This window comes from Ramlibacter pinisoli (assembly GCF_009758015.1).
Taxonomy (GTDB): domain Bacteria; phylum Pseudomonadota; class Gammaproteobacteria; order Burkholderiales; family Burkholderiaceae_C; genus Ramlibacter; species Ramlibacter pinisoli.
The window spans coordinates 154426-169757 of record NZ_WSEL01000009.1; the positions used below are offsets into that span (position 1 = coordinate 154426).

Annotated in this window: 9 protein-coding genes; 3 read left to right on the forward strand and 6 right to left on the reverse strand. The window is 66.8% G+C overall.

Translation table 11 applies throughout. From position 1 onward, the window contains the following. Positions 1-7: 7 nt before the first annotated feature. From GON04_RS15240 to GON04_RS15265, 6 genes are all read right to left on the reverse strand, one after another. A complete protein-coding gene (locus GON04_RS15240; RefSeq protein WP_338050977.1) occupies positions 8-2014 on the reverse strand; it encodes a hybrid sensor histidine kinase/response regulator in 2007 nt (668 codons plus the stop codon). Between the two features lie 62 nt (positions 2015-2076). Continuing rightward, positions 2077-8949, reverse strand: coding sequence for a HAMP domain-containing protein (locus tag GON04_RS15245; RefSeq protein WP_232533134.1), 6873 nt, complete (start codon positions 8947-8949; stop codon positions 2077-2079). 255 nt (positions 8950-9204) lie between these two features. Beyond that, the gene (locus GON04_RS15250; RefSeq protein WP_157398920.1) at positions 9205-10335 is read right to left on the reverse strand and encodes a branched-chain amino acid ABC transporter substrate-binding protein; all 1131 of its coding nucleotides are present in this window, start codon (positions 10333-10335) and stop codon (positions 9205-9207) included. A gap of 127 nt (positions 10336-10462) precedes the next feature. Further along, complete coding sequence (locus GON04_RS15255) at positions 10463-10765, reverse strand: hypothetical protein (RefSeq protein WP_157398921.1); 303 nt, start codon at positions 10763-10765, stop codon at positions 10463-10465. Further along, positions 10765-11196, reverse strand: a complete 432-nt coding sequence (locus GON04_RS15260; RefSeq protein ID WP_157398922.1) for a DNA polymerase III subunit chi — start codon at positions 11194-11196, stop codon at positions 10765-10767. Before GON04_RS15260 ends, GON04_RS15255 begins: the two co-directional genes overlap by 1 nt. Before the next feature lie 4 nt (positions 11197-11200). Further along, positions 11201-12685 (reverse strand): leucyl aminopeptidase, encoded by a 1485-nt coding sequence (locus GON04_RS15265; protein WP_157398923.1) that lies wholly within the window; start codon positions 12683-12685, stop codon positions 11201-11203. Positions 12686-12724: 39 nt separating this feature from the next. Here GON04_RS15265 and lptF point away from each other — a divergent pair, with 39 nt between their 5' ends. From lptF to GON04_RS15280, 3 genes are read left to right on the forward strand one after another with little or no spacing between them, the layout of a single operon-like run. After that, positions 12725-13831 carry an LPS export ABC transporter permease LptF gene (gene lptF / locus GON04_RS15270; RefSeq protein ID WP_157398924.1) on the forward strand — a complete coding sequence of 369 codons (1107 nt, stop codon included), beginning with the start codon at positions 12725-12727 and terminating at the stop codon, positions 13829-13831. Beyond that, positions 13828-14925, forward strand: a complete 1098-nt coding sequence (gene lptG, locus GON04_RS15275; RefSeq protein ID WP_157398925.1) for an LPS export ABC transporter permease LptG — start codon at positions 13828-13830, stop codon at positions 14923-14925. The genes lptF and lptG overlap by 4 nt, the downstream gene beginning before the upstream one ends. Next, entirely contained in the window at positions 14922-15290 is a 369-nt protein-coding gene (locus GON04_RS15280; protein ID WP_157398926.1) for a sirohydrochlorin chelatase, read from the forward strand. The genes lptG and GON04_RS15280 overlap by 4 nt, the downstream gene beginning before the upstream one ends. Positions 15291-15332 lie beyond the last annotated feature (42 nt).

A 15332-nucleotide genomic window follows, 5' to 3' on the forward strand; every position in this document is an offset into this window, starting at 1 on the left:
CGGCTGCTCACGCCGCCCGGGCGCGCCGGGCTTCCTCGGGATTGGCGATCATGGACAGCAGCAGGTTGACGTCGGCCGGCTTGACCATGTGGAAGTCGAACCCTGCCTCGGCCGACCGGGTGCGGCTTTCGGCTTCGCCGTAGCCGGTCAGGGCGATGAGCAGTGCATCGCGCGAGGCCGGCTGGTTGCGCAACTTGTGCGCCACCTCGAACCCGTTCATGCCCGGCAGGCCGATGTCCAGCAGCACGACGTCGGGACGGAAGTCCTCGGCGATGCGCAGCGCCGCGACGCCCTCGTTGGCCACCTTGACCTCGAAGCCCTCCATCTCGAGCAGGGTCATCAGGGTCTCGGCCGATGCCATCAGGTCGTCGACCACCAGGATGCGCGACGGCGCGGGCGGCTGCGCCGGCGGGAGCGAGGGCGCCACGTGGGATGGCGCAACGTCCGGCCCTGCCAGCCGGCCCGGCAGGGTGACGGCGACTTCGGTGCCCTGCCCCGGCCCTTCGCTGCGGGCCTCCACCGAGCCGCCGTGCAGCTCGACCAGGTGCTTGACCAGTGTCAGGCCGATCCCCAGGCCGCCCTGCGAGCGATCGAGCGATTGGTCGGCCTGTGCGAAGAGGTCGAAGATGTGCGGCATGAAGGCCGGGTCGATGCCGCTTCCCTCGTCCTTGATGGTGATGCGCACGGTTCCGTCCTCCCAGGCGGCACGCAGCAGGATGCGGCTGTCGATCGGAGAGAACTTGGAGGCGTTGTTGATGAGGTTCGACAGCACCTGTGCCAGCCGGACAGAATCGCCGTCCAGGACCACAGCCTCCTCCGGCAACTCGAGGGCCAGCTCCTGGGTGCGGGCCTCCAGCTTGGGCATGGTGGCTTCCACCGAGCGCTCGATCAGCGAGACCAGGCTCATGGTCTCGGGCTTGACCACCACCTTGCCCTGCACGATGCGCGAGACGTCCAGCAGGTCGTCGATGAGCCGGGCCATGTGATCGGCCTGCCGGCTGATGACGTCGCGCGCCCAGTGCATGGTGGGCGCCGCCACGTCGGCACCTTGCATGATGTGCACCGCGTTGCGGATGGGCGCCAGTGGATTGCGCAGCTCATGCGCCAGCATGGCGAGGAACTCGTTCTTGCGCCGGTCGGCCTCCTGCACGGCGCTGTAGAGCCGGGCGTTCTCCATGGCAATGGAAGCGCGGCTGGCCACTTCCCGGGCCAGTGCGACCCGGGCACCATCAAACTTCTCGCGCCGGCCCAGCAGCACCAGGGCGCCACGCACCCGCTCGCCGGAGGCCAGCGGGAACACGGCCGCGGCCAAGCCCCCGTCCTGCGACAGCTGGAACTGCCGGTCCTGCAAGACCTGGGCGACGGTTTCCTGCAAGGATGGGGCCAGGCCGTCCAGCCCCTCGCCGCTGCTGGCCTGGGACCGCAGGATGCCACCCTCTCCGTCGGTGATGACCAGCACCGCCCGCTCGCCGAGCATGGGAACGGCCAGGTCCAACAGGGCGCGGGAGGTGTGCTCGAGATCGAGCGACCGCGACAGCTGCTGGCTGACTTCCGAGAGGTAGTCGGCCCGGTGAATCGCTTCCTCGGCAGCGGTACGTGCCGCTTCCGAGCGGGCCAGGGCCTCCCGCTCGGCCGCCCTCACTTGCAGCTGCCGGTTCATCCGGTACAGCTCGACGAACACGCGAACCTTGGACCGCAGCACTTCCGGCACGACCGGCGAGGGGATGTAGTCGACCGCGCCGAGTGCGTAGCCGCGCTTTGCCTGCAACTCGTCGACGTAGGCCGTGATGAAGACGATGGGGGTCTGGGCCGACTTCTTGTAGTGGCGGATCAGGCTGGCCGTCTCCAGCCCGTCGATGTCGGGCATATTGACGTCCAGCAGGATGACGGCGAACTCCTTCTCCAGGATGTAGCGCAGGGCTTCCTTGCCCGAGCGGGCACTGACGATGTTCTCGCCCAGCTCGTCCAGGATGGTGCGGAAGACGACGTGCTTCTCCTGGAGGTCGTCAACCACCAGGATGTTGGCCTTCTCCCTTTCCTGCAGGGCAGCTTCGGCGTCCTGATTGAGTCTTGCTGTCACTGGTGCAGCCATGCCCTCAGAACGGTCAGGAGGTCATGCGTGTTGACAGGCTTGGACAGGTAATCCCATGCGCCCGCCTCGATGCACTTCTCCCGGTCGCCCTTCATCGCCTTGGCCGTGACCGCGATCATGGGCAGGTTCTTGCCTTGCGGGAGCTTGCGGATCTCCTTCATCGTGGCCATGCCGTCCATCTCCGGCATCATGATGTCCATCAGCACGACCTCGATCTGGGGGTCATTGGCCACGCGGCTGATCGCCTCGCGGCCATTGTCGGCCCAGACGATGTCCATCGAGTGCTCCTCGAGGACGGTGGCCAGCGCGAAGATGTTGCGCATGTCGTCGTCGACGATCAGCACCCGCTTGCCGGCCAGCGGCTTGGCCGCCGACACGGTGTCCTCCAGCAGGTGGCGCCGCGCCTCCGGCAGCCGGGCCACGCTCTGGTGCAACGCCAGCAGCGCGGCATCGTAGAGCATCTCCACCGTGTGCAACTCGCGCACGGTCACCCGGTCGTCCGAATGCCAGGCGAAGCGTCCGCCCTCGTCCATGCCGGTGCGGTACAGCAGCAACGGCAATGGGCCCAGCGCGGCCTGCGCTTCCAGGGCGTGTCGCACCTGGGCGGTGTCGAGCTTGCCGAAGGCGTCGTCCAGCACCACGCAGTCGAACTGGCTCTCGTCCAGGGCGTCGAAGAACTTGTCGGCGCCCTTGACCACCACCGGATGGATGTCATCGCCTTCCAGCAGGCCCAGGAATTCGTTACGGGCGCCGGTGTCCTTCATCGCCACCAGCACGTTGCGCTGCTTGCGCGAGGCATAGGACCGCAGCATGTCGAGCATGCCGTCCAGGATTTCCTTGGACTGGATCGGCTTCTCGACGAACGCCAGGGCCCCGCTTTTGAATGCGCGTTCCTTGGAATCGTCGGTGGAGATGACGCACACCGGTATGTGGCGGGCGATGAAGTCCTGCTTGAGCCGGTCGAGCACGCGCCAGCCGTCCATGTCGGGCAGGTACATGTCGAGCGTGATGGCCGCGATCTGGAACTGGTTGGCGAACGTCAGCGCGCCGGCCCCCATCGACGTGACCAGCCCCTTGAACCCCTTGGCACGTGCCGCATCCAGCAGGAAGCGGGCGAAGGCCAGGTCGTTCTCGACGATCAGCAGCACCTGGTCGCCTTCCTGGATGGTGGCGCGGTCGTCGTCCGCCTCGTTGCGACTCGCCGCGGCCGCGTCCGCGGCTTCATCGGGCACGGGCTCGGGCAGCGGCGCCGGCTTGGGCGGTGCGAGCCGGCGCGCGTGCGCCACCGGGTCGATCGTGCGGCCCTCGGAGAACGAACTGGTGCGCCGGGTGGCGCGCGTCGAGGGATAGTGCACCGGCAGGTACAGCGTGAACGTGCTGCCCTGCCCCGGCGCGCTGGCCAGCCGGATCTCGCCGCCCAGCAGCTTGGACAGCTCGCGGCTGATGGCCAGGCCCAGGCCGGTGCCGCCGTACTTGCGGCTGGTCGACCCGTCGGCCTGCTGGAACGCCTCGAAGATGATCTGCTGCTTGTCGCCCGAGATGCCGATGCCGGTGTCCGACACGGCGAACGCCACCACCTGGCTGGCCCGGTTGAGCTCCTCGTGATCGGAACTCCAGCCCGTGACCACTTCCTCGATGGTCAGCGTCACGTTGCCCTGGTGGGTGAACTTGAACGCGTTGGACAGCAGGTTCTTCAGGATCTGCTGCAGGCGCTTGATGTCCGTGACCATCGCCAGCGGTAGCTGCACGCCGGTGTGGATGAGGAACTCGACGTTCTTGGCCTCCGCCACGTGGCGGAAGGTGCGCTCCACGTAGAGCTGCAGATCCGACAGCCGCAGCTCGCTGACGTCCACGGCCACCGTGCCCGACTCGATCTTGGACAGGTCCAGGATGTCGTTGATCAGCATCAACAGGTCGTTGCCGGACGAGTGGATCGTCTTGGCGAATTCCACCTGCTTGGTCGTGAGGTTGCCGTCCGGGTTCTTGGACAGCTGGTCGGACAGGATGAGCAGCGAGTTCAGCGGCGTGCGCAACTCGTGCGACATGTTGGCCAGGAACTCGGACTTGTACTTGGACGTCAGGGCCAGCTGCTTGGCCTTTTCCTCCAGCGCTTGGCGGGCCTGCTCCACTTCCTGGTTCTTGCGCTCCACCTCGTGGTTCTGGTGCACCAGCAGGCGGGCCTTCTCCTGCAGTTCCTCGTTGGTCTGCTGCAGTTCCTGCTGCCGGCTCTGCAATTCCTGCGCGAGCGACTGCGACTGCGTCAGCAGGTCCTCGGTGCGCATGTTGGCCTCGATCGTGTTGATCACGATGCCGATCGATTCGGTCAGCTGGTCGAGGAACTGCTGGTGGGTGGGATTGAAGCGCTCGAGCGAGGCGAGTTCGACCACGCCGCGCACCTGCCCTTCGAAGATGATGGGCAGCACCAGCACGTTGATCGGCGACAGGTCGGTCAGCCCGGACGAGATGCGCAGCGAGTCGGGGATGCTGGACGTGAGCAGGATCTTCTTCTTGTCGAAGGCGCACTGGCCCACCAGGCCTTCGCCCAGGTCGACCTCCTTGCCGTAGGCGCCATGGCCGTCCGACGCGTAGCTGGCCATCAGGTGCAGCTTGGGCATCTCCTGCGTGTAGCGCAGCACGTAGAACTCGGCCTGCTGGGCACCCACCACCGGAGCCAGCTCCGACAGGATCAGGTGGCCCACGGCGACCAGGTCTTTCTGCCCCTGCAGCATCCGCGAGAACTTCGCCAGGTTGGTCTTCAGCCAGTCCTGCTCGGTGTTCAGCTGCGTGGTGTCCTTCAGGTTGCGGATCATCTCGTTGATGGTGTCCTTCAGCGCGGCCACCTCGCCCTGCGCCTCCACCGTGATCGACCGCGTCAGGTCACCCTGCGTCACGGCCGTCGCCACCTCGGCGATGGCGCGCACCTGCGTGGTGAGGTTGGCGGCCAGCTGGTTCACGTTCTCGGTCAGGCCCTTCCAGGTGCCCGAGGCGCCCGGCACCTTGGCCTGGCCGCCCAGCTTGCCCTCCACGCCCACCTCGCGCGCCACCGTGGTCACCTGGTCGGCGAACGTGGCCAGCGTGTCGGTCATCGAGTTGATGGTCTCGGCCAGCGCGGCGATCTCGCCCTTGGCCTCCACCGTCAGCTTCTGCTGCAGGTCGCCGTTGGCCACGGCGGTCACCACCTTGGCGATGCCTCGCACCTGCGAGGTCAGGTTGCCGGCCATGAAGTTCACGTTGTCGGTCAGGTCCTTCCAGGTTCCCGACACGCCCTTCACCTGGGCCTGGCCGCCCAGGCGCCCTTCGGTGCCCACTTCCCGCGCCACCCGCGTCACTTCGGAGGCGAACGAGGACAGCTGGTCCACCATGGTGTTGATGGTGTTCTTCAGCTCCAGGATTTCGCCCTTCACGTCCACCGTGATCTTCTTGGACAGGTCGCCCGCCGCCACCGCCTTGGTCACGTCGGCGATGTTGCGCACCTGGGCCGTCAGGTTGCCGGCCATGAAGTTCACGTTGTCGGTCAGGTCCTTCCAGGTACCCGCCACGCCCTGCACGTCGGCCTGGCCACCGAGCTTGCCTTCGGTCCCCACCTCGCGCGCCACCCGGGTCACCTCGGCCGCGAACGACCGCAGCTGGTCCACCATGGTGTTGATCACGTCCTTGATCTGCAGGATCTCGCCGCGCACGTCGACCGTGATCTTCTGCGTCAGGTCGCCCATGGCGATGGCCGTGGCCACCTTGGACACGTCGCGCAGCTGCACCGTGAGGTTGGAGGCCATCGAGTTCACCGACTCGGTCAGGTCCTTCCAGGTACCGGCCACGCCCTGCACGTCGGCCTGGCCGCCCAGGCGCCCTTCCGTGCCCACTTCGCGCGCCACCCGCGTCACTTCGGAGGCGAACGAGGACAGCTGGTCCACCATGGTGTTGATGGTGTTCTTCAGCTCCAGGATCTCGCCCTTGACGTCCACCGTGATCTTCTTGGACAGGTCGCCGGCCGCCACCGCCTTCGTCACGTCGGCGATGTTACGCACCTGGGCCGTCAGGTTGCCGGCCATCGAATTCACGGAATCGGTCAAGTCCTTCCAGGTGCCGGCCACGCCCTGCACATCGGCCTGGCCGCCCAGCTTGCCCTCGGTACCCACCTCGCGCGCCACCCGCGTCACTTCGGAGGCGAACGAGCGCAGCTGGTCCACCATGGTGTTGATGGTGTTCTTCAGCTCCAGGATCTCGCCCTTCACGTCCACCGTGATCTTCTTGGACAGGTCACCCGCCGCCACGGCCTTGGTCACGTCGGCGATGTTGCGCACCTGGGCCGTCAGGTTGCCGGCCATGAAGTTCACGTTGTCGGTCAGGTCCTTCCAGGTACCCGCCACGCCGCGCACATCGGCCTGGCCGCCCAGCTTGCCTTCCGTCCCCACCTCGCGCGCCACCCGGGTCACCTCGGAGGCGAACGAGGACAGCTGGTCCACCATGGTGTTGATGGTGTTTTTCAGCTCCAGGATCTCGCCCTTCACGTCCACCGTGATCTTCTTGGACAGGTCACCCGCCGCCACCGCCTTGGTCACGTCGGCGATGTTGCGCACCTGGGCCGTCAAGTTGCCGGCCATCGAGTTCACGGAATCGGTCAGGTCCTTCCAGGTGCCGGCCACGCCCTGCACGTCGGCCTGTCCGCCCAGCTTGCCTTCCGTCCCCACCTCGCGCGCCACCCGCGTCACTTCCGACGCGAACGAGCGCAACTGGTCCACCATGGTGTTGATGGTGTTCTTCAGCTCCAGGATCTCGCCTTTCACGTCCACCGTGATCTTCTTGGACAGGTCGCCGGCCGCCACGGCCGTCGTCACGTCGGCGATGTTGCGCACCTGCGCCGTGAGGTTGGACGCCATGAAGTTCACCGAGTCGGTCAGGTCCTTCCAGGTGCCGGCCACGCCCTGCACGTCGGCCTGCCCGCCCAGCTTGCCTTCGGTGCCCACCTCGCGCGCCACCCGCGTCACTTCGGACGCGAACGAGGACAGCTGATCCACCATGGTGTTGATGGTGTTCTTCAGCTCCAGGATCTCGCCCTTCACGTCCACCGTGATCTTCTTGGACAGGTCGCCGGCCGCCACCGCCTTGGTCACGTCGGCGATGTTGCGCACCTGGGCCGTCAGGTTGCCGGCCATGAAGTTCACGTTGTCGGTCAGGTCCTTCCAGGTACCCGCCACGCCCTGCACGTCGGCCTGGCCGCCCAGCTTGCCTTCGGTGCCCACTTCGCGCGCCACCCGCGTCACTTCGGAGGCGAACGAACGCAGCTGATCCACCATGGTGTTGATGGTGTTCTTCAGCTCCAGGATCTCGCCCTTGACGTCCACCGTGATCTTCTTGGACAGGTCGCCCGCCGCCACCGCCGTCGTCACTTCGGCGATGTTGCGCACCTGGGCCGTCAAGTTGCCGGCCATCGAGTTCACGGAATCGGTCAGGTCCTTCCAGGTGCCGGCCACGCCCTGCACGTCGGCCTGGCCGCCCAGCTTGCCTTCCGTTCCCACCTCACGCGCCACCCGCGTCACTTCAGACGCAAACGAGCGCAGCTGGTCCACCATGGTGTTGATGGTGTTCTTCAGCTCCAGGATTTCGCCCTTCACGTCCACCGTGATCTTCTTGGACAGGTCACCGGCCGCAACAGCCGTCGTCACGTCGGCGATGTTGCGAACCTGCGCCGTGAGGTTCGAGCCCATGGAGTTCACGGACTCGGTCAGGTCCTTCCACGTGCCGGCCACGCCCTGCACGTCGGCCTGGCCGCCCAGCTTGCCTTCGGTGCCCACCTCGCGCGCCACCCGCGTCACTTCGGAGGCGAACGAGGACAGCTGGTCCACCATGGTGTTGATGGTGTTCTTCAGCTCCAGGATTTCGCCCTTCACGTCCACCGTGATCTTCTTGGACAGGTCCCCGGCCGCCACGGCCTTGGTCACGTCGGCGATATTGCGCACCTGGGCCGTGAGGTTGGACGCCATGAAGTTCACCGAATCGGTGAGGTCCTTCCAGGTGCCGGCCACGCCTTGCACGTCGGCCTGGCCGCCCAGCTTGCCTTCGGTGCCCACTTCGCGCGCCACCCGTGTCACTTCGGCCGCGAACGTGCCGAGTTGCTGCACCATCTTGTTGATGATCATGGCGGTGCGCAGGAATTCGCCTTCCAGTGGCCGGCCATCGGCCTCGAGCGCCATCGACTTGGACAGGTCACCCTGGGCGACCGCACCGATCACCCGCGCCACCTCGGATGTCGGGTGCACCAGATCGGCGATGAGGGAGTTGATCGACTCGGCCGAATCACGCCAGAGGCCGGTCGCATTGGGAACCTGGGCCCGCTCCTTCAGCTTGCCCTCCTTGCCCACGACCCGTGACAGGCGGGCCAGTTCCTGCGAGATGCGGACGTTTTCGTTCACCACGTCGTTGAATGAATCCGCCACCTTCCCGAAGACGCCCGTCCAGTCGGCCGGCAGCTGCGCCTTGGCATTGCCCCGCTTGAGGTCGGTCAGGGCCTTGAGCAACGCGCGCGTGTTCTCGCCGGCGATCTCCAACTCGTCGACCAGCAGGTTCATGGTGGCCACGTTGTCCTGCCAGAACCCGGTGAGCTTCTCGTCGTGGATGCGCCGGCTGGCCTTGCCACCCAGGCGCGAGACGGTCTCCACTGACTTGAGCTTGTGCGTCGTCCGCGCGGTCTGCGCACTCAGTTCGTTGAATTCCGCGGCCAGCTTGCCGTGGATGCCTTCCCACTCGGTCGGCAAGGTGACGCCGCCTTCGCCGCGCCGAAAGGCGCCCAAGGCGTTCAGCAAGAGCTTGAGCTCGCCGCCCTGTTGCTCCGTGATCGGGAGCTTCGCCAGTACTTCCATTGTTGTGTCCCCAGACGTGAGCACCCGTGACCCGGACGGGCGGTAGGGCAGCGTACTGAATCAGGACGGATGAGGCAACTCAGGCACGCCAAGCATGGGCTGGAAACCCAATGCCCGAGCGGGTTGTAGGAATCTGCCTACAGGAAAAGAGCACTCGATACTACAGGTGAGATTCGTGCCGAAACGAAGCAGGAAGCGGCCGATCACGCACAAAAAAGCCGCCTTGCGGCGGCTTTCCGATGAGCTCCCGGGAACTCAGTTCAGGGGCGACTTCTTGCCGTCCTTGTAAACATAAAGCGTCATGGCGGGATTCTTCAGTTCGCCATTGGGTTCGAACGCGATGCTGGCCGTGACACCCTTGAAGTTGGTCTCGGGCAGTTTGGCGGTGTAGACCTTCGGGTCGACCGAGTTGGCGCGCTTCATGGCGTCGACCAGGACGAACGTGGCGTCATAGGTGTAGGGGCTGTACACCTGGAACTGGTTCGGGTACTTCGCATCGTACTTCTTCTTCCAGGCTTCGCCGCTGGGCATCTTCGCGAGCGAAGCGCCGCCCTCGGCGCAGACCACGTTGGTCAGCGTCTTGGCGCCGCCCGCCAGCTTGGCAATCTCGGACGTGCAGATGCCGTCGCCCCCGAAGTACTTGACGTTGGTCAGGCCCAGTTGCTCCATCTGGCGCAGCATGGGACCGGCCTGCGGGTCCATGCCGCCGTAGAAGATGCCGTCGGGGTTCTTGGCCTTGATGGCCGTCAGGATGGCCATGAAGTCGGTGGCCTTGTCGGTCGTGAACTGCTCGTCGACGATCTGGACGCCCTTGCCGCTGGCCGTGCGCTTGAAGACCTCGGCAACACCCTGGCCGTAGGCCGTGCGGTCGTCGATGATGGCGATGCGCTTGAGCTTGAGCGAGTCCGCGGCGTACAGGGCCAGACCCGCGCCCAGCGCGTTGTCGTTGGCGATGATGCGGAAGGTGGTCTTGTAGCCCGGCTTGGTGAGGTTGGGATTGGTGGCCGCGCCGGTGACGTGCGGGATGCCGCAGTCGTTGTAGACCTTGGAGGCGGGGATGGTGGTGCCGGAGTTCAGGTGGCCCACCACGCCGGCGACCTTGGCGTCGCACAGCTTCTGCGCGGCCGCGGTGCCCTGCTTCGGATCGGCGGCGTCGTCTTCGGCCTGGATCTCGAAGCGAACCTTCTTGCCGCCGATGGTGAGGTTCTGCGCATTGAGGTCCTCGATAGCCATGCGCACGCCGTTCTCGTTGTCCTTGCCATAGTGCGCCTGCGCGCCGGACACGGGGGCGACATGCCCGATCTTGACGACCTGGACGTCTTGTGCGGATGCGACACCACAGGCTGCAAGGGCGGCGACGGCTGCCAGCTTCAACTTCATTTGCATAGAACCTCCAGAGTTGGGAATGGTTGAGATGTTCTGATTAGACTCAACGGGCAGAAACCTTATCGCAATTTCCGGACCCGGGCCATAGGGGTATGCGACGCCAACGCATCCGCACCCAGGCGCCAACTCACCGGGGCTGGGACGGACCGGAGCGACCGGGACGCAGTTCTTCGGCCAGCGCTTCGGACACCGCCGCCGAGACGGCGGCCTCGATCTCTTCGCGCAGCGCGGGACCCAACTGACGGCTGTGTTCGAGCACCACGCTGGCGATGGCTTCGCGCAAGCGGCGGTCCAGCGTGAGGTCGATCCGCTGCATGACGCGGTGCACCAGCTGCTCCTGCGCCAACTGCTCGTCCGTCGTGGCCGGTCGCGGCCCCCCGACCACTTCCGTCAGCGTCGGCACGTACCGGGGCGGGATGCGGTCGGGCATCAGCGGGCCTCGGCCAGGTCGTGCCGCACGATCGCGTAGCCGCGGTCGGCATAGTGCTTCCAGCGCTGGCGCGCCAGGGCGCGGTCCTGCTGGTCGTGCGTGACCACCTCGATCAGGCGCTCGAACCGTTCGAAGCCGTCGGGAACGGCCCCCCCGAGGTTCACCAGGACCTGCTGGTGGGGCGCCGCCCGCGGCGCCTCGGACAGCACGATCGGGGTGCGTGCCTGCACCCGTTCGCCCTGGGTCGCGCCGAGGCAGTGCGGCACGAATTCCAGCGGCGCGAACGTCCAGAGCGCCACGTCGAGGTCTTTCAGCAGGTCGGACGCGCCGGTGACCACCACCCGCGCCCCCGTACTCCAGGCCTTGCGCAGCAGGCGGCACGCATAGCCGACCTTGTCGGGGGCGTTGAAGTGGAACGCGACCTCGGTCATGCGCTCACGCGGCGGCCTTGCGACGGGCCGCACGTGCCTTGCCAGTCGCCGGACCGGCTTGCGACAGCAGGTACTGGACCAGCAGCGGCACCGGCCGGCCGGTAGCCCCCTTCGATGGCCCGCCCTTCCACGCCGTGCCCGCGATGTCCAGGTGGGCCCACGGGTACTTGGCGGCGAACCGCTGCAGGAACTTGGCGGCGGTGATGGCCCCCCCCTGGCGGCCGGCAACGTTGGCGACGTCGGCGAAATTGGTCTTCAGGCCCTCGCCGTACTCGTCGTCCAGGGGCATGCGCCAGCACAGGTCCAGCGCCGCGTCGCCGGCTTCCTGCAGCGCGCGGGCCAGCCCGTCGTCGCTGGCGAACAGCCCGCTGCGGATCGCGCCGAGCGCGATGACGCAGGCGCCGGTCAGGGTGGCGACGTCGACCACGGCGGCCGGCTTGAACCGTTCGGCATAGGTCAGCGCATCGCACAGGACGAGGCGTCCCTCGGCGTCGGTGTTCAGGACCTCGATGGTCTGGCCGCTCATGCTGGTGACCACGTCGCCCGGCTTGAACGAGCCGCCGTCCGGGAGGTTCTCGCAGGTGGGCACCAGCCCAACGACATTGATCGCCGGGCGCAGCTCGCCCAGGGCGCGGAACACGCCGAGCACGCTGGCCGCACCGCACATGTCGAACTTCATCTCGTCCATCTCGGGCGCCGGCTTGATGGAGATGCCGCCGCTGTCGAAGGTGATGCCCTTGCCGACCAGGACGACGGGCGCCTGCGACGCCGGTGCGCCGACGTACTTCAGCACGATGAAGCGCAGCGGCTGGCTGGAGCCCTGCGCGACCGCCATGAAGGATCCCATGCCGAGGCGGGCCACTTCCTTCGGACCCAGCACCTCGCACTGGAAGCCATGGGCCTTGGCCAGCTTGCGCGCCTCCTCGCCCAGGCGCGTCGGGGTGGCCACGTTGGGCGGCAGGTTGCCCAGTTCACGCGCGGCCTCGACGCCGGCGGCCGTGGCGCGGGCGGAATCAAAGGCGACCCGCACGGTCGTGGCATCGGCGACGGCCAGCGTGACGCGCTCGAGCGCACGGCCTTCCGCCTTGGACTTGGTGGCGACGTAGACGTAGCTGGCATCGGCGGCAGCCAGCACCGCGGCCCGCACCGCGAACTCGTCCGCGGCTGGCGCCAGGCAGACGACGATTCGCTTGATGCCCTTGGCGCGCAAGGCGGAGACGGCAGCCTGGACCGCCGATTGCACGCGGCGCGCAGAGCCATCGCCGGCGCCCGCCAGGATCAGTCGCGGGGCCGTGACGCCCTCGGCCCGGTAGGCCTGCAGCAGCTTGCCCGGCTTGGTCTCGAGATCGCCGGCCTTCAGGGCGGTGCCGGCCAGCCGCGACACGGGATCGGAGCCGGGCTTGAACCCTTCGGCCACCAGCACCACCAAGGCATCGCATTTCTGGCGGGCCGCCTCGGCCAGGTCCAGGGTCTTGAGTTCGAAGTCCATAATCCCTTTGTCTTCCCGAGAGTGTCGCGATCGGCGCCGATGTTATTCCATTCCTCCCTGCGCAAAGAGCTGGCCCGCAGCTTCGGCGCGACCCTCGTGGTGCTCGTCACCATCGTCATGACCATGACCCTGATCCGAACGCTCGGACAGGCGAACCGGGGCAGCGTCAACCCGCAGGAAGTGATGATGGTCATGGGCTACACGGTCCTGGGCTACCTGCCTCCCATCCTGACGCTGTGCCTGTTCGTCGCCATCGTCGGCACGCTGTCGCGCATGTACACCGACAGCGAGATGGTCATCTGGTTCTCGGCCGGTCGCGGCCTGTCGTCGCTGGTGCGTCCGCTGTTCGGATTCGCCTGGCCGGTCCTCGCCGGGGTGGCGGTGCTGGCGCTCGTGATCTGGCCCTGGGCCAACCAGCAGACGCAGGAATTGAAGGACCGCTACGGCAGCCGGGGCGACCTCGAGCGGGTGGCGCCCGGCCAGTTCCAGGAATCGGCCAGCGGCACCCGGGTGTTCTTCCTGGACAAGGACACGCCGGACAACAAGTCCGGCAAGAACATCTTCATCTCGGCCGTCGAGCACGGCAAGCAGAGCATCACCACGGCCCGCACGGGCCGCGTGGTCACCGAAGGCGACGCCCAGTTCCTGCTGCTGTCGAACGGGCAGCGGCTGGAGAACACGCTGGACGGCCGCCAGCTCAAGGTGAGCGTATTCGACGAGCTGGGCAACCGGGTGGGTTCCGGCGACCTGGGGCCGCAAGACGATGCCCCGGCCAAGACCTTGTCGACCTACGCGCTCATGGCCGACCCGACGCGCCTGAACCTCGGTGAGCTGGCCTGGCGGCTCGGCCTGGCCCTGGCCGCGTTCAATTTCGTCGTCATCGCGATCACGGTCTCCAGCGTCAATCCGCGGGCGGGCCGCAGCGGCAACCTCGTGTTCGCGCTGTTCGCGTTCATCGTCTACTACAACCTCCTGAACCTCGGGCAGAGCTGGATCAGCGGGGGGCGCACGAGTTTCGCGGTCTTCATGGTGGCGCTCCACGGCGGGACGATGCTGGTGGCCGCCACCTGGCTGGGCAAGCAGCACAACAACTGGTCCCTGCCACGCCTGCGGCTGGGCCGCCGGGCACCGGGAGCCACGGCATGAGGACCATCCGGCGGCTGATCTACCGCGAAGTGCTGGCGTCGGTGCTCTTCGTGGCCGCCGGCTTTCTGGCCCTGTTTTTCTTCTTCGATTTCGTCGACGAACTGCCGAACGTCGGCAAGGGCGTCACGCCGTACCGGCTGACGCAGGCACTGCTGTACATCACGCTGATGGTGCCCAGCCACCTGTACGAGCTGATGCCCATCGCGGTGCTGATCGGCACGATCTTCGTCATGTCGCGCCTTGCGCAGAGCTCGGAATACACGATCCTGCGCACGAGCGGCCTGGGGCCGGGGCGGGCGCTACGCACCCTGATGGCGCTGGGCGCCGCCTTCACCCTGATCACGTTTGCCACCGGCGACTACCTCGCCCCCGCCGCCGACCGGGCCGGCCAGCTGCTGCGGGCCCGCTACCAGGGACGCATCAGCATCGGCCAGACCGGCGCCTGGCTGAAGGAGAGGCAGGCGCAATCGACTTACAACGTCAACGTCGGCGCCCTCTCAGCCGATGGCGCCATGCAGGGCGTTCGCATCTTCGAGGCCGACGAGCGCGGCTACCTCGTCACCATGCTGCAGGCACCCACCGCCGCATTCGCGGAAGGGGCCTGGGTGCTCAAGGATGCAGAGCGCACGCGGTTCGACACCAGCGGCGCCCGGGCCCGTGTCGAGCGCTCGATGTTTCCCAGGCTCGAGTGGCGGACGGACATCTCCCCTGAAATGGTGTCGGTCGCCCTGCTCAAGCCCGACAGAATGAGCACGCTCGACCTGTTCCAGTACATCCAGCACCTGGAGGCCAACGGGCAGACCTCGCAGCGCTACGAGATCGAGTTCTGGCGCAAGGTGTTCTACCCGCTGAGTTGCCTGGTGATGGTTGTGCTGGCCCTGCCCTTCGCCTACCTGCACTTCCGGTCAGGCGGCATCACGACCTACGTCTTCGGCGGCGTCCTCATCGGCATCAGCTTCTTCCTGCTGAACAACGTGTTCGGTTACGCCGGCAACCTGCGCAACTGGTCGCCGTGGCTCACGGCCGCCGCGCCGGGCCTGATCTACACGGTGCTGTCGCTGGCGGCCTTCAGCTGGCTCGTGCTGCGACGATGACGCACGCCGTCGTCCTGTTCGGGCATGGATCGCGCGATCCCGCCTGGCGGCAGCCAATGGATGCCGTCGCGCGGCGCATCGTGGCGCGCCAGCCCGAAGTCCAGGTCGCCTGCGCCTTTCTCGAACTGCAGGAGCCGTCCCTGCCGGCAGCTCTCGACGAACTGGTCGCCCGGGGCGTGCGCAGCGTGCGCGTCGTGCCCATGTTCCTGGGCGCAGGCAGGCATGCGCGGGAAGACCTGCCGGTCCTGCTGAACCAGATCCGCTCGCGGCACCCCGGTTTGGCGCTGGAGGTCACTGAGGCAGTCGGGGAGCAGCCGGAAGTGCTCGACTTGCTGGCCCAACTGGCCCTGCGCACCCTTCGTTAGACCTCATCATGCATAATGGATCGTCTTATCAGATGATTCAGG

Coding starts and splice junctions, on each gene's coding strand:
- GON04_RS15280 (WP_157398926.1), top strand. CDS start 14,922: ATGACGCACGCCGTCGTCCTGTTCGGGCATGGATCGCGCGATCCCGCC.
- lptG (WP_157398925.1), top strand. CDS start 13,828: ATGAGGACCATCCGGCGGCTGATCTACCGCGAAGTGCTGGCGTCGGTG.
- lptF (WP_157398924.1), top strand. CDS start 12,725: ATGTTATTCCATTCCTCCCTGCGCAAAGAGCTGGCCCGCAGCTTCGGC.
- GON04_RS15250 (WP_157398920.1), bottom strand. CDS start 10,335: ATGCAAATGAAGTTGAAGCTGGCAGCCGTCGCCGCCCTTGCAGCCTGT.
- GON04_RS15255 (WP_157398921.1), bottom strand. CDS start 10,765: ATGCCCGACCGCATCCCGCCCCGGTACGTGCCGACGCTGACGGAAGTG.
- GON04_RS15260 (WP_157398922.1), bottom strand. CDS start 11,196: ATGACCGAGGTCGCGTTCCACTTCAACGCCCCCGACAAGGTCGGCTAT.
- GON04_RS15265 (WP_157398923.1), bottom strand. CDS start 12,685: ATGGACTTCGAACTCAAGACCCTGGACCTGGCCGAGGCGGCCCGCCAG.
- GON04_RS15245 (WP_232533134.1), bottom strand. CDS start 8,949: ATGGAAGTACTGGCGAAGCTCCCGATCACGGAGCAACAGGGCGGCGAG.